At 46.9% G+C, this 22,526-nt stretch carries 18 protein-coding genes and 3 tRNA genes; 18 read left to right on the top strand and 3 right to left on the bottom strand.

The window, feature by feature from the left end; translation table 11 throughout:
• The first annotated feature begins 319 nt into the window (after positions 1-319).
• The 4 genes from rplJ to AXE77_RS06855 all read left to right on the top strand — a co-directional run bounded on the left by rplJ (position 320) and on the right by AXE77_RS06855 (position 3,661).
• On the top strand, positions 320-841 hold the full coding sequence (gene rplJ / locus AXE77_RS03885; protein ID WP_116712227.1) for a 50S ribosomal protein L10: 522 nt from the start codon (positions 320-322) through the stop codon (positions 839-841).
• A gap of 97 nt (positions 842-938) precedes the next feature.
• Complete coding sequence (gene rplL / locus AXE77_RS03890) at positions 939-1,319, top strand: 50S ribosomal protein L7/L12 (RefSeq protein ID WP_032814643.1); 381 nt, start codon at positions 939-941, stop codon at positions 1,317-1,319.
• Positions 1,320-1,621: 302 nt separating this feature from the next.
• The gene (locus AXE77_RS03895) at positions 1,622-2,218 is read left to right on the top strand and encodes a hypothetical protein (protein WP_116712228.1); all 597 of its coding nucleotides are present in this window, start codon (positions 1,622-1,624) and stop codon (positions 2,216-2,218) included.
• 120 nt (positions 2,219-2,338) lie between these two features.
• Positions 2,339-3,661 (top strand): hypothetical protein, encoded by a 1,323-nt coding sequence (locus AXE77_RS06855; RefSeq protein ID WP_240612647.1) that lies wholly within the window; start codon positions 2,339-2,341, stop codon positions 3,659-3,661.
• A 591-nt stretch (positions 3,662-4,252) separates the two neighbouring features.
• Here AXE77_RS06855 and AXE77_RS03905 read toward each other — a convergent pair.
• Entirely contained in the window at positions 4,253-5,527 is a 1,275-nt protein-coding gene (locus AXE77_RS03905; protein ID WP_116712229.1) for a hypothetical protein, read from the bottom strand.
• A gap of 638 nt (positions 5,528-6,165) precedes the next feature.
• On the opposite strand from AXE77_RS03905, the gene AXE77_RS06860 reads away from it, so the two are divergent.
• From AXE77_RS06860 to AXE77_RS03925, 4 genes are all read left to right on the top strand, one after another.
• The gene (locus AXE77_RS06860; protein ID WP_133296285.1) at positions 6,166-8,073 is read left to right on the top strand and encodes an energy transducer TonB; all 1,908 of its coding nucleotides are present in this window, start codon (positions 6,166-6,168) and stop codon (positions 8,071-8,073) included.
• A gap of 239 nt (positions 8,074-8,312) precedes the next feature.
• Positions 8,313-9,728 carry an FHA domain-containing protein gene (locus AXE77_RS03915; protein WP_165846055.1) on the top strand — a complete coding sequence of 472 codons (1,416 nt, stop codon included), beginning with the start codon at positions 8,313-8,315 and terminating at the stop codon, positions 9,726-9,728.
• 17 nt (positions 9,729-9,745) lie between these two features.
• A complete protein-coding gene (locus AXE77_RS03920; protein WP_430886650.1) occupies positions 9,746-13,531 on the top strand; it encodes a helicase in 3,786 nt (1,261 codons plus the stop codon).
• A complete protein-coding gene (locus tag AXE77_RS03925) occupies positions 13,528-13,731 on the top strand; it encodes a hypothetical protein (protein WP_116712231.1) in 204 nt (67 codons plus the stop codon). Before AXE77_RS03920 ends, AXE77_RS03925 begins: the two co-directional genes overlap by 4 nt.
• A 29-nt stretch (positions 13,732-13,760) precedes the next feature.
• On the opposite strand, the gene AXE77_RS03930 is transcribed toward AXE77_RS03925, so the two are convergent.
• Positions 13,761-14,585 (bottom strand): CpaB family protein, encoded by an 825-nt coding sequence (locus AXE77_RS03930; RefSeq protein ID WP_240612648.1) that lies wholly within the window; start codon positions 14,583-14,585, stop codon positions 13,761-13,763.
• A gap of 100 nt (positions 14,586-14,685) precedes the next feature.
• On the bottom strand, positions 14,686-14,862 hold the full coding sequence (locus AXE77_RS03935; protein ID WP_116712297.1) for an FmdB family zinc ribbon protein: 177 nt from the start codon (positions 14,860-14,862) through the stop codon (positions 14,686-14,688).
• A gap of 241 nt (positions 14,863-15,103) precedes the next feature.
• On the opposite strand from AXE77_RS03935, the gene AXE77_RS03940 reads away from it, so the two are divergent.
• From AXE77_RS03940 to fdxA, 10 genes are all read left to right on the top strand, one after another.
• Positions 15,104-16,264 carry a hypothetical protein gene (locus AXE77_RS03940; RefSeq protein ID WP_116712232.1) on the top strand — a complete coding sequence of 387 codons (1,161 nt, stop codon included), beginning with the start codon at positions 15,104-15,106 and terminating at the stop codon, positions 16,262-16,264.
• Between the two features lie 276 nt (positions 16,265-16,540).
• Complete coding sequence (gene groES / locus AXE77_RS03945; protein WP_004114319.1) at positions 16,541-16,834, top strand: co-chaperone GroES; 294 nt, start codon at positions 16,541-16,543, stop codon at positions 16,832-16,834.
• 171 nt (positions 16,835-17,005) lie between these two features.
• The gene (gene hisC, locus AXE77_RS03950) at positions 17,006-18,103 is read left to right on the top strand and encodes a histidinol-phosphate transaminase (RefSeq protein ID WP_116712233.1); all 1,098 of its coding nucleotides are present in this window, start codon (positions 17,006-17,008) and stop codon (positions 18,101-18,103) included.
• Between the two features lie 132 nt (positions 18,104-18,235).
• A tRNA-Tyr gene (locus AXE77_RS03955) sits at positions 18,236-18,317 on the top strand.
• A 1-nt stretch (position 18,318) separates the two neighbouring features.
• Positions 18,319-18,390, top strand: a tRNA-Thr gene (locus tag AXE77_RS03960).
• 4 nt (positions 18,391-18,394) lie between these two features.
• Positions 18,395-18,468: transfer RNA gene (locus tag AXE77_RS03965), tRNA-Met, on the top strand.
• Between the two features lie 53 nt (positions 18,469-18,521).
• Positions 18,522-18,692 (top strand): 50S ribosomal protein L33, encoded by a 171-nt coding sequence (gene rpmG / locus AXE77_RS03970; protein ID WP_116712234.1) that lies wholly within the window; start codon positions 18,522-18,524, stop codon positions 18,690-18,692.
• 157 nt (positions 18,693-18,849) lie between these two features.
• A complete protein-coding gene (locus tag AXE77_RS03975; RefSeq protein WP_116712235.1) occupies positions 18,850-20,133 on the top strand; it encodes an FAD-binding protein in 1,284 nt (427 codons plus the stop codon).
• 265 nt (positions 20,134-20,398) lie between these two features.
• Complete coding sequence (locus tag AXE77_RS03980; RefSeq protein ID WP_116712236.1) at positions 20,399-22,036, top strand: APC family permease; 1,638 nt, start codon at positions 20,399-20,401, stop codon at positions 22,034-22,036.
• A gap of 155 nt (positions 22,037-22,191) precedes the next feature.
• The gene (fdxA, locus tag AXE77_RS03985) at positions 22,192-22,515 is read left to right on the top strand and encodes a ferredoxin (RefSeq protein WP_116712237.1); all 324 of its coding nucleotides are present in this window, start codon (positions 22,192-22,194) and stop codon (positions 22,513-22,515) included.
• Positions 22,516-22,526 lie beyond the last annotated feature (11 nt).

Here is a 22,526-nt window from a genome sequence, read left to right on the forward strand (position 1 = left end):
ATATAAAAGAATATGAAATTCGAGGGTATGCGATTTGCGTATCCTCGAATTTTTTCTTGACAATGTCGCAGCTGCGTACTAAACTAGCCCAACGTAAACCACAGACCGTTGGTGAGGTCGCAAGACTTCTGAAATTGATGTGTCAGGCCAGCACAGGTTGAGCGATGATTTGCAAGTATTTATTGTGAGTCGAAAAATTAAGCACTTTAGTGTGCTTCGAATGTTGCTCTGCCGGTGCGCAGAGCTTTTTTGTTATCTGCGCGTGTGTTGAGTTTGATGTGTTTCTTTCGTGCCGACGGCCAATTTAGGAAGGAACGCCATGAAGAGGCCCGAAAAGGAAGCGGTAGTCGCACAGCTTACGGAGTTGTTCCGTAATGCGGATGCTGTCTACCTGACCGAGTACCGCGGGCTTACCGTTCCGCAGATTTCTGCTCTGCGTGAAAAGCTAGGCCGCGATACTTCCTACTCTGTGGCTAAGAACACGCTTGCTCGTATTGCTGCTAAGGAAGCGGGCATTGAAGGTCTTGACGAGCTTCTCGCCGGCCCAACTGCAGTCACCTTTGTTAAGGGTGATTTCATTGAGGCTGCTAAGACTTTGCGTGATTTTGCCAAGGAGAATAAAGCCCTCGTTGTTAAGGGCGGTTTCGCTGATGGAACCGTTTACGATGCTGAGGGTGCAAAGCAGCTCGCCGATTTGAAGTCGCGTCCAGAGTTGCTTTCCGAAATGGCTGGCGCGCTCAAGGGCACTATGTCCAAGGCCGCTTACCTGTTCAACGCTCTGCCAACCAAGGCTGTGCGCACTATCGACGCTTTGCGCGAGAAGCAGGAAAAGGCCGCTTGATTCCCTTGCAGCTTGCTGCATGAGACCAATCAATAAGAAAAATGTTATGGTCGTATGGTGCAACGTGCGCCTGACCAAGTAAGAAAGGAAGCCAATTATGGCTAAGCTCACTAGCGAAGAGCTTCTTGAAGCTTTCGGTGAAATGACCCTCGTTGAGCTCTCTGAGTTCGTCAAGGCCTTTGAAGAGAAGTTCGACGTCGAGGCTGCTGCCCCTGTCGCCGCTGTTGCCGCTGCTCCAGCTGCTGCTGGCGCTGCTGAGGAAGAGAAGGACGAGTTTGACGTCGTTCTTACCGCTGCTGGCGACAAGAAGATTGCAGTCATCAAGGCTGTGCGTGCTTTGACCAGCCTCGGCTTGGCTGAAGCTAAGGCTCTCGTGGACGGCGCTCCAAAGGCTGTTCTCGAGAAGGCTAAGAAGGAAGACGCTGAGAAGGCTAAGGCTGCTCTCGAAGAGGCCGGCGCTTCTGTGGAACTTAAGTAGTTTTAAGTTTGTATTGCTCTTTTCGTAACGTGCTTGTTGTGTGTTGCGTTTAGGGCACAAATAGGCGGCGAGATTTTTCTTGCCGCCTATTTTTTATGTTTTATTTCGCCGACACGCCGATAAATTCTTGTTCTTTTTTGTTTGATGCGTGGTTTTGAGCGTTATATCAAGTATTATTGTGTGCTGAGCGTGTTAAGAAGCGCTTTACTGGTAGCTTCCAGTATGCTTGTTGGGAAAGTCGGACTGTAAGGTGTGATTTTTCTAGCGTGGGGGCACGTTCCCCAAGGAGAAAGGAAAATAATATGTTAAATAAGAAAGCTATGGCGGCTTTTGCTGCTGGTGCTACATTGCTTTCGAGCTTTGCTTTTGCTGCTCCTGCAATGGCTGCTTTTAGTGTAGCTGATCTTGGGGCTGCTGATTTTAGGGCTCCATCTGAGTCGACGTTAAATGGTTTAGACAAGTATATTTCTATTAGACCTTCTTCGAACGGTGCTTTGCCTAAGATTCAGGCTTTTGAGGTAGATTCTGATGCCGCTGCTGAGCCTGCTGCTGAGACTGCTTCTGATTTGTTGGGCGAAGGTTCAGCTTCTGAGGGGGATGCTGACGTAAGTGTGGATCTTTCTGGCGCTGATGATTTTGGCTTCGATGACGTCGATTTTGATGGTTTGTTTGACGACATTGATTTTGATGATTTGGGCTTGGATGACGTCGATTTTGATTTGTCTGACGTTGAAGCTCCAGCTGCTGAGACTCCAGCTCCTGCTGCCAAGGCTGCTCCTACTACCGAAGCTCCAGCTGCTGAGACTCCAGCTCCAGCTGCCAAGGCTGCTCTTAAAGCTGCACCTGCTGTAAAGAATGCAGAGAATGCAGATCTTACTGATGCCGATTTATCCCTCTGAACTGGCGTGCTAGCTGAGAAGTTGATATCCTTTAGAGTTAATTGCTGCGGGCTTTGTGGATGAGCTATTCCACTTCCGTAGCAATGGGGAAGGATGCTTCCCAAGGAGAAAGGAAATAATATGTTGAATAAGAAAGCTATGGCGGCTTTTGCTGCTGGCGCTACGTTGGTGTCTGGTTTGGCCATCGTAAGCCCTGCAATGGCTGACGAAGTTGCTGCTCCTGCTGCTGAGGCTCCTAAGGCTGTTACTGCAGCTAAGCCTGAAGCCGTTACTGCAGCTAAGCCTGAAGCCGTTACTGCAGCTAAGCCTGAAGCCGTTACTGCAGCTAAGCCTGAAGCCGTTACTGCAGCTAAGACCCCTGCTGTTACCGCAGCTAATCCAGCTCCTGCTGCTGAGACTCCTGATGTTGAGGTTCCTGATGATATCGAATTGCCTGACCTTGGCGATTTTGACTTCAGCACTTTGGATTTTGGTGATTTACTCGACGCTGATATGGATGACGTCGCCGTTCCTGAGGATGCTGATGTTGAGGCTCCTGCCGACGTTGAGGGCTTGGATGATCTTGACGGCTTAGATAATCTTGAAGATTTGGGCGATTTCGACGACTTAGACGTTGCAGATGTCGATGCAGATGCAGATTTGTCTGATTTGTTCGGTGACGATTTCAATATGGATGATTTCGCTGCTGATGATTTAGCTGATTTGCTCGATGCTGATGTTGAAGCTCCTGCTGAGAAGCCAGCTGAAGAGAAGCCAGCTGAGGAGAAGCCTGCTGAGGAGAAGCCTGCTGAGGAGAAGCCTGCTGAGGAGAAGCCAGTTGAGCTTCCAAAGCCAGCTCCTATGGAAGTAAAAAAGGACATTTTTGCTGATGCAAAGGATGCCTTGAACGGCAGTGCAGGTCTTGATAAGACTTTTGTCTCTCCTGCCGATTTGCTTAAGGCTCTTAAGAATAGCTCAGCTCCAGCTGAGAAGCCTGCTGAGGAGAAGCCAGCTACCCCAACTGAAACTCCAAAGGCTGACAAGCAGGATAATAAGAATGGTGAGAAGAAGGAAAATGAGAAGGGTGATACCACTCCTGCTCCTGCTCCTGCCACTCCTACTCCTGCCGATAAGAAGGAAGGCACTCCTGCAGAAGGCTCTGCTAATTCTGAATCAGCTAAGCCATCTACGTCAGCAACTCCTGCAGTTGCCGGTTCTAGTGCAGTTACTTCCGAAGGACTTAACAACAACCCAGTTGGCAATCTTGTAAAGCCAGCTGCTCCTTCTACAGATGATAAGAAGCCAGCTGAACAGAAGCCAGCTGAGAAGCCAGCTGCTCCTGCTCCGAAGAAAGATGATAGTAAGCCTGCAACTCCAAAAATTAGTGTAGGCGATCTTTTTGGTGGTAGCGATGGTGTAAGCAGCAGCCTTTTTGACGGTGGTTTAACTCCTAAAAAGCCGTGAGCTCAAGAAGTAAGTTACTGACTTATCGCTGATTTACTATATCGGCTTTGTAAGGTTTGCGCGGCGCGCGTAGTAAGCGATTGCTGAAAGCGTGGTTGCGTGGCTTTGCAAAGCCGATTTTTTTTATTTGCTTTAGCATGCTTTCGCGTGTATTCCTTACGGTTATTAGTAACCGTTTGGGTGATTTAACACGTGAAGCATGACGTGTTTTGACGCAAGCTCAATAGCAAGAGCATTATCTACGTAAGCGTGCTCTGTTCTTAGGTGTCCGTAATGAGGCGCTCGAGTTTTATTACGCTCGTTTGCGAAACTCGCATTGAGTGTCTACGTGCGTTACGTTTTAAGCGCTCCGGTAAGTTAATGCGCAGTCTACTATTGTGCGGTCGTCAAAACTGCAAGCAGGACACACAAGATGTTGGTGTAACACGCAAAAAAAGAGCTTGAAGTTGCCAAAAGCAACCTCAAGCTCTACTGTTGTAGTACATTCGCAACGTGCCATTTAACGCAACCTTGCCACGTGGAAGGTCACTTAGCTACGTGAGCGAAATCTCACATACCGAATCACAAGGAATCGTAGTATTTAGCATTGCTTTAATAATAATATGGGTTATACGAATAATCGTTGTCGTAATAATTCGTATCCTCGTAATCGTCGCTGCTCCAATCGAAATTATCAAAATCGATTTCGTCTAGCAAGTCATCCAAATCGTCCCAATCAAAGTCGTCGAAATCGGAGTAATCATCTGATTCATCGTCGGACTCACTCTCATTATCGGATTCAGATTCATTATCAGACTCGTTGTCAGATTCGTCGTTGGACTCGTCTTCGTCTTCGCCCAATTGATGACGCAAAACTGCGAGATCATTCTTATTCTTCACCAGTTTCCCTAAAGCATTTAAGTAGTTTCTATATGCTTCGGCCGGCTTCCATGAGCAGGTGTTAGAGTCGAATTCGCCGCGAGCGTTTGTGCACAAATCAGTGAGATTACCATTTTTGTCTATAACGCCAGCTGCTGCAGCAAGTTCACGATATTGAGTGACTTCTGCCCTATCTTTAGCAATTTCAGTTTCCAAATTTTGCACTTTTGTATTATCTGAAGTAGTGCTATGGCTTGTGGCAGAGTTATTCAATTCCTTGAGCTGTTGTAATGCACTGGCGAGAGCGTTTTCGTGATACTGAAGAGTATTTTCGGCCTTATCATAGTTTCTATATGCTTCGGCCGTATAATACTCGCAGGTGTTAGAGTCGAATTCGCCTCGAGTGTTCTTGCACACGTCGGTGAGATTACCATTTTTATCTATAGCGCCAAATTCTGCTGCAGCTATACGTTTATCTGCCAAATCTGATTTATCGGCAGCAATGTCATTTTTAAGATTATTTATTTCCTTAATAAGGAACTTTGCAGATAAACTATTTGCTGGATTATCACCAGAATAGTTAGCGAAAACTTCCGGAGTAAAATCAGCATTCAACTCGTTAAGCTGTTGCTGTGCACTAGCTAGAGCATTCTGATGTTTCCATAAAGTGTATCTGGCTTCATCGTAGTTTTTATATGATTCGCCCGTATAATACTCGCAGGTGTTAGAGTCGAATTCGCCTCGAGTGTTCTTGCACACGTCGGTGAGATTACCATTTCTATCTATGACGCCAGTTGCCGCTGCTCGCGATCTTTTTGCCGCAAGGTCTGATTTATCCCCAACTATTTTACGCTGATAAAACGTAATATTTCTCTTTACCAGCGTAATAGCGGCTTTATTAAGCGGATTAACCGTACTGCCACTCGCCATAGCAGGCGAGGTAAAGGCGAGAGCGGATAGCAAAGTTGCGCAAGCAGCCAATGCTCCCACAAACTTTTTATGTAACATACTATTCTCCTTTCTCTGCTGCGTTAATATAAGAAACTCTTATAATCAAACGCATCAAGAAAATTTATTGCAGCTTAGAAGCTGTTTACCGAATCAGCGGAATCAAGCTGACACATAAACAGCATAACTCTGTGTAAGCACATGTGAAAAGTTAGCAATACTGCATATTACAAGCGTATTACGTATTGCAAGCGGATTGCGTGCCAAAACTAGTGGTTTGCAAAAGGTCCCGCAATTCTTTGATGGTAAAAGATTGGGAGAAACGAACAGTTTACTAGATCTTATGCATTGATGTAACTTGTAGCGTATTTACGTATATAGAGTATGGCTTATGTGAAGTGAGCCATACTCTATAAATGCGTTGTGTGGTGAGCTGAACGTTGATGATCTTGGCTGAACCAAGCCAATATTAATAGTGCATCCTCTGGCAGCGAATCTCAGCTGTCGGAGGATGTTTCTGTAGTGTCTGAGGAGTATCATAATACGCAATGTGCTTTTCGTCTTTGCAAAGATTTGGCATTGTTATACTTACTTTGCGAGGCTGGAGGTGCTGCGTTTCGTTTGGACTACAAACGTTTAGTTTTGAACCAAATGCATTGTGCTACGCTTCAACGCGTAACAATAAGAAAGGGAAACACATGTTAAATAAGAAGGCTATTGCAGCGTTTTCTTTCGGCGCTGCATTTGTTGCGGGGTTAGCGTTTGCAACTCCTGCAATGGCTGCGGATGCTGGGACTAAGGAAGTTCCTGCTCCTACCGCTGCTGCTCCAGCTTCTACTGCTGCTGCACCTGCACCTACTGCTGCTCCGGTGGCTCCTGCTCCTACTGCTGCTGAAAATGATGTCGTTCTTGATGATGAGGGTGTCTCTCTCGCTGGTGGCAATGTTGCTGAAACTGAGGCCGAAGGCGATACTACTGAAACTGCAGCCGAAGACGATGCGGCTGCTGCCGAAAGCGATGTCAACCTTAGCGATTCCGATGATACTTTTGATGGATTTGGTGATTTCGGAGATCTCAACTTTGATGATTTGTTCGGAGATTTGAATTTCGACGATCTTGGTGACTTCGGTGAAGCCGATTTTGGTGAAGGCGAATTAGGTGACGTCAGCGAAGTTGGAGATGAAGATTTAGGCGTTGACTTCGCAGATTTCGGTGATTTTGGCGATTTTGATTTCGGTGATTTTGCTGTCGATGATTTCGATACTGACGTTGAACCAGAGCAAGAAGCTCCTGTGAATCCAACTCCTGCTGAACCAAAGCAAGAAACTCCTGCCGAGCCAAAGCAAGAAGCTCCTGCCGAGCCAAAAACTAAGCCGGCTGAAGATCAGCAGGCTGAAAACGACGGTTCCGATCACTACGAAGATGGCGTAGAACTTTCTGCAGCTGAAAAAGCTAAGAAGGTGCAAGAGCTTGAAACTAAGATTGCTGCAGCAAAAGCTAATGTTAGCTCCAGTGACTTGGCATTGTACAATGCATATGATGCTGAAGCTCAAAAAGCAGCAAAGCAAAGTAACTTGGTTCAAGAAACTTTCACTGACTATCTGAAAGATTATATTGCAAACCACAAGCTGAGCGGCGATGATTTGCGAGACGCTCAGGATGCGTTGGCTATTATGCAAGGTAAAACCATCAAGGGTTACAAGGTTGTGGTAGATAAACACTGCGATGACAATGGCTCCTGCCATTGGTCGGAACGTATTGTTCCATCAGAGCCTTCCCCAGACTTCTACCATCAAGCAAGGAATGTTCGTCCGCTTTCTGCAGCTAGCCTTCTGGAAATTCATAATGTTGCCAATTATTACGATAGGTTAAATGATTTCCGCAAGCAGGAAGGCTTGGATTCGGCGAATGTGAGCCTTCGCAGTATTGCTGAGGCCATTACGCACAGCATGTTCTCAGATACTGTGCAAGCCCATGCTATGATGCAAGTTCCAGAGCAACATCCGTATGAAAATGGTGTTGCCGAGAATCTTGCTTGGGGTACTTTCAGCGATTCTGAAAACAATAACAAAGAAGATGAATTAATTAATCCTATGTATGGCTGGTACAACAAAGAAAAGGAAATTTTCGATAACGTTGCCGCAGGTAAAGACAGCCACTTTGTGCTCAAGCCAGGAACGGATCTCGAACAATATCGTCATAATGCTGATGCATTATATTCTCTTACGGAATCCTTGTTTGAGAATGATGCAGATGGTAGCAAGATGGGAGAGTTTGAAGGTAAGGTTGGCCACTATACCAACTTTGTGAATTCTGAGAGTACAGTTGGCGGTTTTGCTCAAACCAACGATGCTTCTATATATGGTGCTACAACTGTATGGCACGCTGGCATAAATAAGCACACTTCTCTCACACCAAGCGAATTCGTCAAGTCCTTCAACGAGTACGTGAATAAGGTTACTGCGGGCGGAAAGACTATTAAGCCAGACAATCTTGAGGCTTTGTATAACACTTCGTCTAAGTTGGGACAAGCTATGGTCAATAATTCGGCTTTAACTACCTATGTGCAGTTGCAAAAGCAGTTGCAAAATTTAGGTGTTAAGTAGTCGAATCCGTTTCAACGCTGTTGACATAATGCGTGTTTGTGTATTGTGATGTGCAAACACGCGTAACATAACCGCAAGTTCTTTCGGGGACTTGCGGTTTTTTACAAAATGCGCTTGCGAGAAAGTAGAATTTTATAAGATTTTGCGAGATTCTTACATAAAATTCGTAAAAGCTAGCGCAATATACACAAAGCATGACACAATAGTAAGTAGTGTGTTTTTTGAAGGGAGCAGATCGCGTGAGTGAGCGACAAACCGTGCAGCGCTGGATGATTACAGTTGGTGGTGTCGAGCAGGCACGTGTGGGTGCAGGACAGTCTGTAGAGATTGGTCGAAAGCCTATACGCCCGTTGCGTGAGGATGGTTTCACGCGCATCGACATAGTAGATAACAAGCGTTCTATGTCAAAACGCCATGCTTTGCTCATAGTCGATACGCGAGGAGTGGCCACCATTCGCGATCTGCACTCTACTAATGGTACGTATTTAGTGGGAGCCAACGGAGACTTGTTGCGTTTGGAGCCAGACGTTGACTTCCAGCTTCCAGACAATCTGATGCGCATGCAATTTGGCGATGTTCCTATTGATTTTGTGCGCGTGGAAGACGAAGTTGCGGATAACGAGCACGAAGTGCGCAATCTGTTCTCCTACGCAACTGACGATACGCACGAAGAGCCGGCTGCTGGCGACTTGTCAGTGGATCAAATCCTTGATTTGCGTGCGGGTGAGCCAACCGGCATTTTCCAAGCGCAATCCGTGTCTCATCCGGGACTTTCATGGCAGCAGGGTGCCGCATTACAACCATTGTCTTCTGAAATTTCCCACAATAATCATAATGTTGCTCTGCCGGTGGTACGCGAACAGCAAGAAGAGCCTGTCGAACCACGCAATTTGTTTGCTGACGCACAAGCAATACATTCGCAAATCGCGCAAGAAATTAACTATCAAGACGGCGGCATTCAAGACGGTTCTGTAAATAGTGACGAAAATAGTGACGAAAATAGTGCAGAAACCAACGTTGAAAACAATGCTGTTCAAACGGAAGTAGCGTGCGAAGTGCAAACGAATACTGAACAAGCGGCTAATCAGCTGGAACAGTCTGTAACGGAAACTGCACACGCTGAAACAGCTAACACGCTGTCAAGTCAGTTTGGTTCAGTAGACGAGGCAACAACCGGACCTTTCGCAACCGATGTTATCAAGTCCAGCATCGCAGCAATCAACAATGCTGAAACTAATACTGCTGCAAACACTAACCATTACGAAAGTACAGACTACTTAAACTCGACTTCCGCAACCGCAGATTCTAAAACCGCAGATTCCGCAACTTATATTGCAACCGATAGTGAAGATTCTTACACTCCAGCGTTTGAGCCAGGTTCAGTATTTGAAAAAGTATCAAAAGGCGAATTCGACGCTCAACAAAACATGGTAGAAGTTGGCGGTTTCACTTCCCAAGATGCTAGAGAAATCACCGATTTTTCGCGACAATTTGAAATGGCACAATACGCTGAGTTACTTCCATACTTAGCCGAAAATCCCGGATTATACGACGACTTATATGCTTGGCTCGCAGCGCAAGGAAATGCGCAAGTTGACGCCGCACTAGCATGCAACAGCGGTTACAGTGCATATCGTGAAGCTATTGAACAATAAGCGGGTAGGGGAAGAATATGAGCGACACACAAAGCATAAAATCAGCAAACGATTCCATTAACGACGCGTCAACAGCGATGTCAACTGCACAAGCTGCGGAAACAATGTCAACTGACGTGTCAGATACTCCGGAAGCTGCGCGTATTGAAAAGCGTGCTGCTCAAGGAAATCGCGCGGAAGCATTGCAACAAATAGTAGCTTGGAAACAACAATATCAGTCCCAGCTTGCCCCTTCACCGTTGGAAGACATTACCAAACTTGCGGCTCAACTAGAACTCACGCACGCGCATCCCTCTGGTATAGCCCAGCTTTTTGCAAGCGGAAAAGTAACCTTAAAAGCATTATTCCGTGACGCTGGCATGCTCCGTGCGGCAGGACGTAGGCTTGACCGCGTTTTTGAAGACCGCGATATGAAAGCTCACGAAAGTGGCGTATCGGAATTGTCGCTCATTGTCGGCGTTGCCTTGTGGAATGGCAACCATGTGCCAGTACTGACATACCCTGTGCACGTTGTCCGCGATGCTAATCAAGACGAAACCGCAGCAACCATGTACTTCTCGGGAAACGTAGGGTTGAACCAGGCTTTGGTTGCGCGCTTGCGTGAACGTGGCGTAGAACTTCGAGAAGATGTGCTATTTGACGGTTCTCACTACGAAAGTGGCACCCCGGAGACGTCAGTCGTGTTCGAGGCTATCTGTCAGCAAGCACGCCGTGCTTTCCCAGATTTCGACATTGAACGCGATATTGTCCTCGGATGCTTTACTGACGCAGGCTCACGTTTTGTAGCCGAAAGTGAGCAGATTATACAATCTTTGCGGTCGGGAAGCGCTTCGCATACCATAATTGATGCGCTTGCAGGAGATGAGAACGCTATACAAGCGCTACAAACAGGAAGCAAAGTTGAGTATAGTCCTTTTGACGCTGACCCTCACGGTGAATGCGAAGTGGGAGACGTTGACAACACTGTCCGTTACGCTGCTGACGTGGTTTCAGAAGGAAATTCGCTTTTTGTAAACATTGATGCAGGTTCTGATTCCACGGCAATCGCCGCAGCTATTGCTTCTCGCTCGGTACTAGCGGGGCGTTCCGTGCTGTACGTTCCGCACGTGCTTGAGCAGCAGCGTCGCTTCCGTTACACGCTGAACACGCACGAAATTTCATCGCTTTCACTTGACGTAGCTGACGGGCATATTGCTAAGCATGTCGATTCCCAGCTTATTGCAGCAGTTGGCGCTCGCCAAAGCGTGGCAACTTCGCGTTTTGAGCAGGTTGCGGATGAGCTTGTTGGCGTGCGATCGCGACTGACACGCTACTTAGGAGATCTTCACGGAATAAACAAAACGTGGGGAGTCTCGGCATATCAAACCATCCAAAATCTTGCTGCTATAGCAATGCTCCCTTCCCATCCTTCAACGCACGTGCGACTCGATGTTGCCGCAGCGCACGCTATGACTGGTCATATCGATGAGTGGGCGAAAAAGTTCCATCAGGCAGATGAACTGGGCGAGTTTAGTATTAATCCAGAAGACACGCCTTGGTTTGGTGCGTCAATATTTGACGAAAATGAAGCCGTCACCGTGTACCAACGTGTGGTGGACGTGCTACTTAAACTGTTGCCTGCCACGCGTGAACAAGTAAAAAGTACGGTACAAAGCTGCGGTTTCCCCGTACCAACTACCGCTCGCGAATGGAGCCGTCAAGTTACGGTACTTAAAAACTTGCGTCGCGTACTCGACGTATTCCAGCCTGAAATTTTTGAACGCGATCTTGATGCCATGATTGAGGCTAGTAAGCCAAAAGCCGTGCGCAAAGCAGAAGGCACTGTTATGGGCTTCTGGGAGCGTCGCCATCATGTAAAAGAAGCGCGTAGTTTGCTGCGCGTAGGTGCTAAAGTTGAAGATTTGCACGAAGCGTTGAAAGTCGTGTCTCAGCAGGCTGCACAGTGGCGCACTTTTGTGCCTCACGGCGGTTGGCCAGTGTTGCCTCCAAAGTTGGACGAACTGGTAAGTACGCAGGAGGTGCTTTCGAGGAATTTGATTGCCCTTGATGCGGTGCTTGCAACAACTCGTCTTGGTGCTGACCTTGAAAACATTGAGTTTACACAACTTGAGGCGCGTTTGAAGGCCTTGCACGACGATCGCGCTTCCTTGGATACGCTTCCTGGGCGTTGCAAGCTGGAACGAGAATTTAGTAAAGCTGGTTTAACTGATTTAGTTACCGATTTGCGTCATCGTCACATCACTGGAAGTAAAATCGACGGCGAGTTGCATTTAGCATGGTGGACTACTGTTTTTGAAGATATTGTAAATGCTTCCGCCATTATCTCGCACCAAGACGGTTCTGCGATGCAGGATGCTTCTGATCGTTTTGTGCAGGTAGACACTGAACACGTGCGTTCTATCGGTCCGATGGTTGCTCAGGAAGCTATGAAGCACTTGTGTGATTTGCTGTTCTCAAGAACTCAGGAAGCAAACCAATTGCACACAATGCTTGCCAGCAACCGTTCTGGCATTACCTTTACGAAATTGTTGCGCAATTACGCGGATTTGCTGCTGGCTGCGAAACCAATTCTGGTGGCAATGCCTTCTACGCTTACTATGATGACTCCGATGAAGCCTATTGCGGACACTGTTATCATTGATTCCGCAGAGCATATTTCGAATATTGAGTTGTTCTCTATTGTGGCGCGTGCTCGACAAGTAGTAGTGTTGGCTCACAGGGAGACGGTAAGTTCTGAAAGCTTGCGTGCGCTGATTTCCATGCTTCCTTCGGTAACTGTTGTTTCGCGCGCTACTAGGCGTTCGTTGCGTTTGGCTCAATTCTTGGAAGAGCACGGTTACGGAAAGTTGCGTCACGATATTCCTGTTGAGCGTTTGCAAGGCAAAGTTAGGTTGCATCAGATTGAGGCAACTGGTGTGCCGGTGTTGTCTTCTGGTCTAATTGAAAGTAGCCAGCGTGAAATAGACGAAGTAGTTGATCTGATTCGCCAACGTGCAAAAACATTTACTGTAGTGCCTTCGAGTTATGTGCTGGTAGTGGTGACGTTAACAAGCGTGTTCCGCAGTCGTTTGGGAGCAGAGCTTAAATCGCTTGCGGTTAAAGACGAGAATATGGCTCGTTTCTTGCGCCATGTGCGACTACTAAGTGTGCATGAAGCTTCTGGAGCCGTAGCAACAGATGTGATTATGTCGTTGTGCTACGCCAAAACTTCTCACGGACGACTTCTTCAGCAGTTTGGTGTGCTTGAGGAGGAAGGCGGCAGTGCGATGCTGCTTGACGCGCTTGCGTTGGCACGGCGTCACCTTGACATTGTGAGTGCTTTTACGTCCAAAGATATGGACGATGAGCGGTTGCATCAGGATGGTCCAAAGCTGTTGAAAATGCTGCTTCAATGGGCGGAAGGACTTACCGACAAGCCTTTGCGTCCGGAAGATGCCCACGATGTTAATGCTAAGATTGCCGCATCTGCTGTGCGAGATAATGTGCTTTTTGCTGACTTGGCTGAACGTATTCGTGCGCGCGGTTTGCGCGTGGCTGTTAATTACGGTTTCGACAGCGATTCGCGTATTCCGCTGGTGGTTGGTCTTGCAGATAAGCCGTTTGCGCTTGCTGTGCTTACCGATGATGCGCAGTTTATGGGTATTCAGTCCACACGCGAACGCCACCGCATGATGGTTCAGGATTTGGAATCGCTTGGATGGTCGGTTATGACTGTGTGGAGTGTTGGCGCATTCGTTAATCCTGAAAAAGAGGTTGATCGTGTCGTTTCACGCCTCGGTGAGCTGTATGGTGACAACGAATGAGTCAGTATGATCCGTCTCGTCGTTCTCCGCGCATACACGTGCGCGTAGTGCGTGAAGGTTCTGAGCTTTTTGACGCTGATGGCGTTAAGTCGGAACCTTCAGACGCGCTTACGTTACAGCAGCGCGATGTGGACGACGACAATCGTATACTTGGCGAGCTTCCACCGCATTGGGCGATATTTTCGGAGCGTGGACGCTGAGATTCGTTTTTACGCATGGGCTTGGTTAACTAATCCGTTCCTTTCATAGCAACAATAGCCAGAGTTGGGTTCGCCGCCTGCGCTTGTAACATTCGCAGAGCATCTCCCGCAGGCAATGCAATAGTTGTGCTGTTCTGCTGATTTTGTTGGTTTTGCTGCGACTGCTGGTTTTGTGCGATTCGCATTACTATAACGTGACGCACTATTGCTACGTATCGTTCGTCAATAGCAGATGGATTATCTTCGTAGTTTTCTTGAGCATTTTTGTTGTCTTTAGCACCGTTACGGCCTGGTTCATTATCGCGTGCTTCGCTGTCTTGAGTTGGCTTACTAAACGCCAAATCAATATATTTACCAGGAACAATAGTGTGGTTAGCACTTGCTAAATGAACAGTGATGGTAGTAAATCCTTCTGGAATGCTGGGAATATGACTCACCGAATTGCGTAAAATAGGCATTCCGGGCTGTATTTCGCACGTAGTAACGAGAGGATTTTTTGCGCTTATGTGTTCGGTAAGCGTGTGTTGAAAAACTGTATGTTGTGGAACGCTAACGTAACGTACGTCCCGAGCTGTTACGTGCGCACCTTGCGCAATATAGTGTGCAGCTACCGGAATAATTTGCGTAGCTTGCGCTGCAATAATTGAAGACACGACTAAAAACATCATCAATCCAGCGCATAAGACGACAACAATTTTTTGCACAAAAGCGCGCTGACGGCGACGTAATAACCCAACCGGTTGTAAGTTTGAGGAAACGACGAAGCTCACGCCTGATTGCGTATAAGCTGGTGCGTTGTAACCTTGGTTCTTACGCTGACGCAACGTTTGTAGTAAAGAAAAATGTATACTCATACGTTGCATTGTGCTACGTATGTTGCACTGATATCAAGAAAATATGAGCCTTGTGGATAAAAGCTATTAACGTTGCAATATAGCCATTTGTTGGCATATCTTACTTATCGGTGCGGTAAAAACCTTTACCTTTGAAGTTAATTGGTGGAGCAGAATACACTTTGTGAACGGTATTCTTGCCGCATTGAGGACAAATGGTAACAGGATCATCTGAGAACGACTGGTGTTCTGAAAAATCGTATCCGCACTGCTTGCAACGATAATGATAAGTAGGCAAAAGTCCCTCCGAAGTTACATGAGCATGCAAGCAAAGGCCTTGTGTGTGCTTGCTGTTCCTTCACATATCCTAGTACATACCCAGACAGTATTCGTCATAATTAGTCATATCGCTTAACGCAGTCAGCGGTCAGCTTAAGTAGATTCAATAAACTTGCTGAACTTTAGTCCTTTGCACTCTCAGCGACACGCCGGAACGTATATATTGCTACACATCCCGCGACTTCCTTATATTAATAGGTATGGGTTATGAATCGGTGAGTGCGCTGCTTGTGTTAATCATCCTCGTAGCCTTATGGTTCGGGTGGTTACCTAAGCGCACGGTTAATGGCATGAAAACCATGCTTGAACATCGTGAGGATAGGTTTTCGCCTTCACTGCATTTGGTGGGTGAGTGGAGTACCGTGCGTATTTGTGACGGCACTGGCATGGTGACAAAAGGGGTTCGTATGCAGCCAACTCAACAAAAACGAGCATTAATGCCTGAACATATAGCGCGTATTCGAGCTGCGCGCCGTGCTGCTGTTCGTCGTCGTCGCGTATTAGTGCTTTCTCTTGCAGTATTGACCATATTAGTGCTGTTATCCGGCTGTTCCGGGCTGTTCTCGCCGTTTTTTGCAATTATTCCGTTGGCAATGTTAGCTGCGGTATTGTTCTTCGGCGCTCGCGCATCTCAGCACGCACGCCAGTGGGAAGCGCGCGTGGCAAGTATGCGTGTTGCAGCCAAACGTCAATCGGAAGATGCCAGGTATGATCTGCATAACGGTGCTGTTATGCATCAATTGAGCGAGCTAAATCCGCAATATGCGGCTGAAATTATGGCAGCTGAAACTTCTTCAGCACCGGTGGAGCGTGTTGCGTTTGACGAAGCGAATATTCATAATCCTGAGGAAGCTCAAAACAACGTTTCGTTACCGCACCAGGGTTCTCGTGACGATACTGAAACTTCTATTATGGAACAGCGCGAAATTCGTGTAGCTGTGCGCAAGGCTGTGGAGGAGCGCGATGCTGTGTTGCGCAAACGCATGCTGGCACAAAAAGCTGCCGTAGCGGATGTGGATGATTCTGCAGTCGAAGTAGTTGATACTTCTTCATCTGCGCATGAAGATAAGGATTTGATTTCCTTTACTTTGGACGCAAAATCAAAAGGTGACTCAGATAATGTTGCAAATAATGTTGCAAATAATATTGCGGCAACTTCTGTCCCGGAAAGTTTGGAAATTAAGTCAACTAAGCAGGTTACTAAGGCTGTGCCTGTAAAGAATATAGCCCAGTCGTCGTCTGCTAAGCCTGCTCATTTCCATGCAGAGGAGCAGAACTGTGAAGTTGAAGCTCCAGAAAGCTCCGCGGATTCGCTTGGCGTTGCTGATTTGCGCGATGTTCTAGCTCGCCGCAATGCGTGAGTTTTAGACGTAGAAGGTAATTAAAATTTAAGTAATTAAAATTTAAATATGCGCGGTTTTACTACTAAAATCGCGCTTTTTTAATACTCGCAACGTTATTTTTTAAGAAACGCAGGTAAAATATTTCTAAAAATTTAGCACTCGAGTTGGCAGAGTGCTAAATTCGCGGTACCATGAGACACAGAACGTAAGTGTGGTTCGCACGTGATCGTCAGCCTCGTCGGATTGCAACTTGCGTACAAAGTTAGTATCTCTCTTAAGAAAGAGGTGGCGACAGTGTCGATTAAGCTCACACCGTTGGAAGATAAGATTATTGTAAAGCAGGCTCAGGCGGAAACTCAGACTGCTTCTGGTTTGTATATTCCAGACAACGCCAAGGAAAAGCCTCAGCAGGGCGAAGTTCTTGCTGTTGGTCCTGGCCGTCGTGACGACAAGGGCGAGCGTATCCCTATGGACGTTAAAGTTGGCGACAAGGTACTCTACTCCAAGTACGGCGGCACCGAAGTTCATTACGAAGGTGAGGATTACTTAATCGTATCCTCTCGCGACGTGCTTGCTATTCTTGGCTAGTTTTTAGCCGGTCGCAACAATAAAACTTACGCTGGAAATGACGCTAAGGTTGTTTCCAGCGTTTTTTATTGCTGCGTGTGAAGAAAAAATTTGCGCATTTTCTGTGAGATTGCGGGTTAGCTATTTTCGCTATTGTGCAGTTAAGGCGCGTGTGGAGTATGATAGTTAGGTATGACATACAAACATCGCAGCATCGTTGATACGATTCCTAGCTACAAGCAAGGTAAGCCGGCTCCTGTATTAGATGGCGTCCGCGCTTACAAAATTTCTAGTAACGAAAATCCTTACGAACCTTTGGAAAGCGTGAAGGAAGCTATTGCAACTCGCGCGTTAAACGTAATCAACCGTTATCCTAATATGCGAGGTAATGAAGTTGTAGAGGAGCTTGCCAAGCGTTTTGAAGTCACTCCAGATGAGGTTGTACTTGGTTGCGGTTCTACAGAAGTGATTACGCAGCTTGTTGATTTAGTTGCAGGCCCTGGTGACGAAGTAGTGTACCCGTGGAGAAGTTTTGAAGCGTATCCGATTATTGTTACCGCTGCTGGCGCCACAAGCGTACAAATCCCTAATCGTGCTGACGGGTCTCATGATGTTGATGGCATTATTAACGCTGTTAACGAGCATACGCGTCTGGTTATTTTGAACAATCCAAACAACCCGACTTCCGCGTCTCTTAGCGAAGCTGACGCGCGTAAAGTGTTGGATGCTGTACCAAATGACGTGCTTGTGCTTATTGATGAAGCGTACGTGCAATTTAACACAGCAGAGGGCACTGCTGACGGCATGAAATTGTATCGCGAATATCAGAACGTGGTTGTGGCTCAAACCTTCTCCAAGGCTTACGGATTAGCTGGATTGCGTATTGGCTACGCTGTTGCTCCTGCTGAAGTCGTAGAGGGCATGCGCAAGGTTGCAGTTCCGTTTGGCGTGTCACAAGTTGCGCAAGTTGCAGCTTTGGCTTCGTTGGAGGATGCTGCTAGTGAAGAGATGAAGATTCGCGTTGCGGCTCTTATTGCTGAGCGCGAGCGTGTGTTGGGTGCTTTGCGCGAGCAAGGTTGGAATATTACCGATGCTTATGCTAACTTCTTCTGGATGCCTTTTGGTGCGGAAACTGAGCGAGCAACAGAACGTTTTGTGGCGGCAGGTTTATCTGTGCGCGCTTTTGCTGGCGATGGGATTCGTATTACCATTGGTGAAACCGAAGCTAACAACCGCGTGTTGAATATTTGCGAAGAATTAAAAAAAGACGGTTTTTCGCTGAATAATTGACTTTTGCGGATGTTTTTTCGTAAAATATCTCATAAATTTCTGCTATCGGCGTGTCTAAGACTTGCATTCGTCTCGCTTTCGTGGCAGAATAACAAAGTTGCCGTTTGAAGTTTACTTCTCACGGAGACTGCTGGCGGGTTTCCCAAGTGGTCAAAGGGAGCTGACTGTAAATCAGCCGCTTCGTGCTTCAGTGGTTCGAATCCACTACCCGCCACGCCTCGATAGCTCAGTGGTAGAGCACTTCCTTGGTAAGGAAGAGGTCGTGAGTCCGATTCTCACTCGAGGCTCTCTGGCGGGGTAGCTCAGCTGGCTAGAGCGTACGACTCATAATCGTAAGGTCAAGAGTTCGAGTCTCTTCCTCGCTACAACGGCCAGTAGGAGACTGGCTGGCCAATAACGAATTGTAGAGGTGAACGAAATGGCAAGCAAAAGCGCCGACATCCGTCCAGGCATTACGCTGGCATGCACTGAGTGCAAGGAGCGTAATTACATTACGACGAAGAATCGTCGTAATACGCCGGATCGTCTTGAGCTGAATAAGTTCTGCTCTCGCTGCGGTAAGCATACACTCCACCGCGAGACTCGCTGAATTTCAGCCTACTGCGCTGAGCTGGAGCTTTATAAAAGGCTCGCGATAGTTGCGCAGTTTTAATACTTATTACCCCGCTTATTGCGGGGTTTTTTGTTATTGCGCGCAGAACTTTGTCTTGCTTCGTATGTTATTTCGTGCTGTTACTATTAGGGGCATGACTACGGAAGTATTTGCTACTAAAAATGCTACTAAAAACCCAACTTTTGCTGCTCTCACCACTGTTGGCGTGGGTGGTATTATTGACCGCTTTGTGGAACCAACAAGTCGCGTCGCTGTTATTGAAGCGGTAGAAGATGCAGACGAAGCTCATCTTCCGTTATGTGTTATTGGTGGCGGCTCTAATATGCTGGTGAGTGATGCTCCTTTCCATGGGGTAGTAGTGCGCGACGCTCGACGCACTATTAGTGTGCTCGACGAAGCAAGTCCTGCGGAAGATGGTGTAGATGCGCAAACGGGAGCGTATATGGTGCATGTGAACGCTGAAGCCGGTTGCAACTGGGATGATTTTGTAGCTCACGTTATTGAACTTGGTCTTGAAGGAGTGGAAGGACTTTCTGGTATCCCGGGCACGGTTGGCGCTTCTGTAGTACAGAATATTGGAGCTTACGGTCAGGAAGTATCTCAAAGCGTTACGTCGGTAGAAGTATGGGATCGCGAAAATAAGGTAACGCTTGAATTGCAAAAAGATCAGTTGCACTTTGGCTACCGTACTTCTTTGCTAAAACAAAGTATGTACACTGCTGTAGGGGTTCCTTCAACTTCGTATTTTCCTACTCCGCGTTATGTGGTGCTTTCTGTTAATTTCTGCTTACGTCACCACAGAACCGGCGTTGTATCCCATGCGCAGTTGGCAAAAGCGTTGCATGTGGCGCTTGGTGAGCGTATGGAAACCGTTGCAATTCGTCGTGAAGTGTTGCGTGTGCGTGCGTCTAAGGGCATGCTTGAGGATGCCTCTCGTTATGACTCTGACTGGATGCGGAGTGCGAAAAGTGCTGAGGGCGTTGCGTATGCATTGCGGTTGCAGCAGGAGGATTACGTTGCAGGTGCTTGGCATGATGGTGACGATATGTATAGTGACCGCCACAGTTGTGGAAGTTTCTTTATGAATCCAATTATGGAGCCTGGTAAAGCGGCGTTGTTGCCTGAGGATGCCCCACGTTTTGAGGCGTTACTTCCGGACGGTTCGCAAGGTGTGAAGACTTCTGCTGCATGGTTGATTGATCACGCTGGTTTTCATAAAGGATTTAGAATTGTTCAGCAGGGTGTGGCATCTGCTGCTGGGCTTTCTTCTTTGCATACGTTAGCTCTTACGAATCGTAATCATGCTTCTGCTGACGATATTCTTAATTTGGCGAAGACAATTATTGACGGTGTATATTCGCGTTTTGGAGTGCGTTTGGTGCCGGAACCTGTGCTTATAGGACTTTCTGTGGCTTAAAATTTACGGAAATAGTGTAATTTATACTGAAAGATGAGAGTGCATTTGCTAAATTTTCGTAAAAGTTATAGGAACACACGGTAAGATACCACTTTCTCAGAGTTTTGTGTAATATTTACGTAATTATCTGTATAAAACACTTTGTTTATGGCAATAAACAAAAAATTTTACATGGATATTGTCGCACTGTTTCGCAGAAGCTGCTGATGCGTTTTCATTGCGTCTAATACCTTTATATCTGTACCTCAACGAAAGTGCGTTTCTTATGGAAATATGGAGAAAAAAGTCTGTTGAACAGACTATTGCAGAGACGATGGATGGTGATCGCCATCTTAAACGTACATTAAATTCTTGGGATTTGGCAGTTATGGGTGTTGCCGTTGCTGTTGGCGCTGGTATTTTCTCGGTTGGCGCTCAGGCTGCAGCATTCCATGCCGGACCTGCTGTAATTATTAGCTTTATTATTGCTGGAATTGTGTGTGGTTCTGCTGCAATGTGCTATGCAGAATTTGCTTCAATGATTCCAGTTGCCGGATCTGCTTATACATTCACATACACCACCGTTGGAGAGCTTATCGCTTGGATTATCGGTTGGGATATGATTCTGGAAATGCTGATGGCTGGATCGGTTATCGCAAAGTATTGGGGCGTTTATTTGAACGACTTAATGCACTTGTTTGGTCTAAATATGACCACAACATTTACGGTCGCCGGTTTCCCTATTGATGTGGCACCAATTGTAATCGTTGCATTCTTCACTACGATGTTGGTAATTGGAACCAAGCTTTCTGCACGTTTCGACGGTGCTTTAACAATCTTGAAGATTGGTATTGTTTTGTTTGTGGTAGTTGTGGGCTTCTTCTACATCAAGGCTTCCAACTTTACGCCATTCGTGCCACCTGCAACTGATGTTGCTAGCGTAAAAGGAATGGAAGTTTCTGGCGTTATGAGCCAGCCTCTGTGGCAGTGGATGACCGGTATGCAGCCTGCGGTTTACGGCGTAACCGGTATTCTTTCCGGTGCCGCTTTGGTGTTCTTCGCATTCATTGGCTTCGACGTGGTTGCTACTACCGCCGAGGAAACTAAGGATCCTCATAAGAACATTCCGCGCGGTATCGGCCTTGGTCTGTTGATTGTGACTGTTCTTTACATCCTCGTTGCAGTTGTGACCACCGGTATGGTTTCTTACAAGGATTTGGCTAAGCAGTCAGCTCCTTCGCTTTCCACAAGCTTCGAACTCGTGGGTGCAACTTGGGCTGCAAAGATTATTTCTCTCGGCATTGTTATTGGTTTAACAACCGTTGTGATGGTGCTTTTGCTCGGTCTTACGCGAATTATCTTCGCTGTTAGCCGCGATGGTTTGCTTCCTCGTAGCTTCTCCAAGGTGAGCAAGCGTGGTATTCCTGCAAGGCTTCAGATTGTTTCCGGTATTGTTGTGGCAGTTGTTGCTTCCACTCTCGATATTGGTATTCTTTCCGACATGGTTAACATTGGTACGCTTTCTGCATTCCTGCTTGTTTCTGCAGGCGTTCCGATTATGCGTATGCGTAGGCCTGATTTGCACCGTTCGTTCAGCGTTCCGGGTAATCCGTGGCTTCCGTTGTTCGCAGCACTTTCCACATTCTGGCTCATGCTTAACTTGTCTGTCTTGACGTGGATTCGTTTTGCAGTGTGGCTGGCAATCGGTTTTGCGGTGTACTTCGGTTACTCTTACCGCAACTCTCTGCTTGGAAGGCAGTTGCGTAAAGCCAAGAAGCTGGGTGTTCCGGTTGAAACTTTGTTTGCTCAAGATGCTGCTGCAGCTGAAAAGGTTGCAGAGGGTGAAACTGAAGAACAGGCTCGTGCAGAAGCTGAAGCTGAAGTAGCGGCTGCAGCTGTTGCTACACCTACGCAAGCTAAATAAAATTAGCAAACAAAATCAATAATCAAAATTAATAATAATTTAAGTAATCAAGAAGTCGGCATACGGGAGTAATCGCGTGCCGACTTCTTTTGTTATGGACTTTCTAAAAATGTTCTATAATAGAAAAGTTACGTAAAAGCAGAAAGGAGGGCATTGTGCCATACGTAATAGCAGAGCCGTGCGTCGATGTGAAAGATAAAGCGTGTGTTGATGAATGCCCTGTGGACTGCATTTATGAAGGCGATCGAACGCTTTATATCAATCCGAACGAATGCGTGGATTGTGGAGCTTGTGAACCAGCGTGCCCGGTTGAAGCCATTTTTTACGAGGATGACTTGCCAGAAGGTTGGGAATGGTATCGTGACGCTGCGGTTGATTATTTCGATAAGCTTGGCGATTTAGGTGGAGCTACAGATGCCGGAGCTTCCGGATGGGATGAGGCTCGCGTTGCAGCGTTGCCTCCGCAACAACCTGCCTGAGCGGTGTCCTC

This window comes from Gardnerella massiliensis (assembly GCF_003408845.1).
GTDB lineage: Bacteria > Actinomycetota > Actinomycetes > Actinomycetales > Bifidobacteriaceae > Bifidobacterium > Bifidobacterium vaginale_H.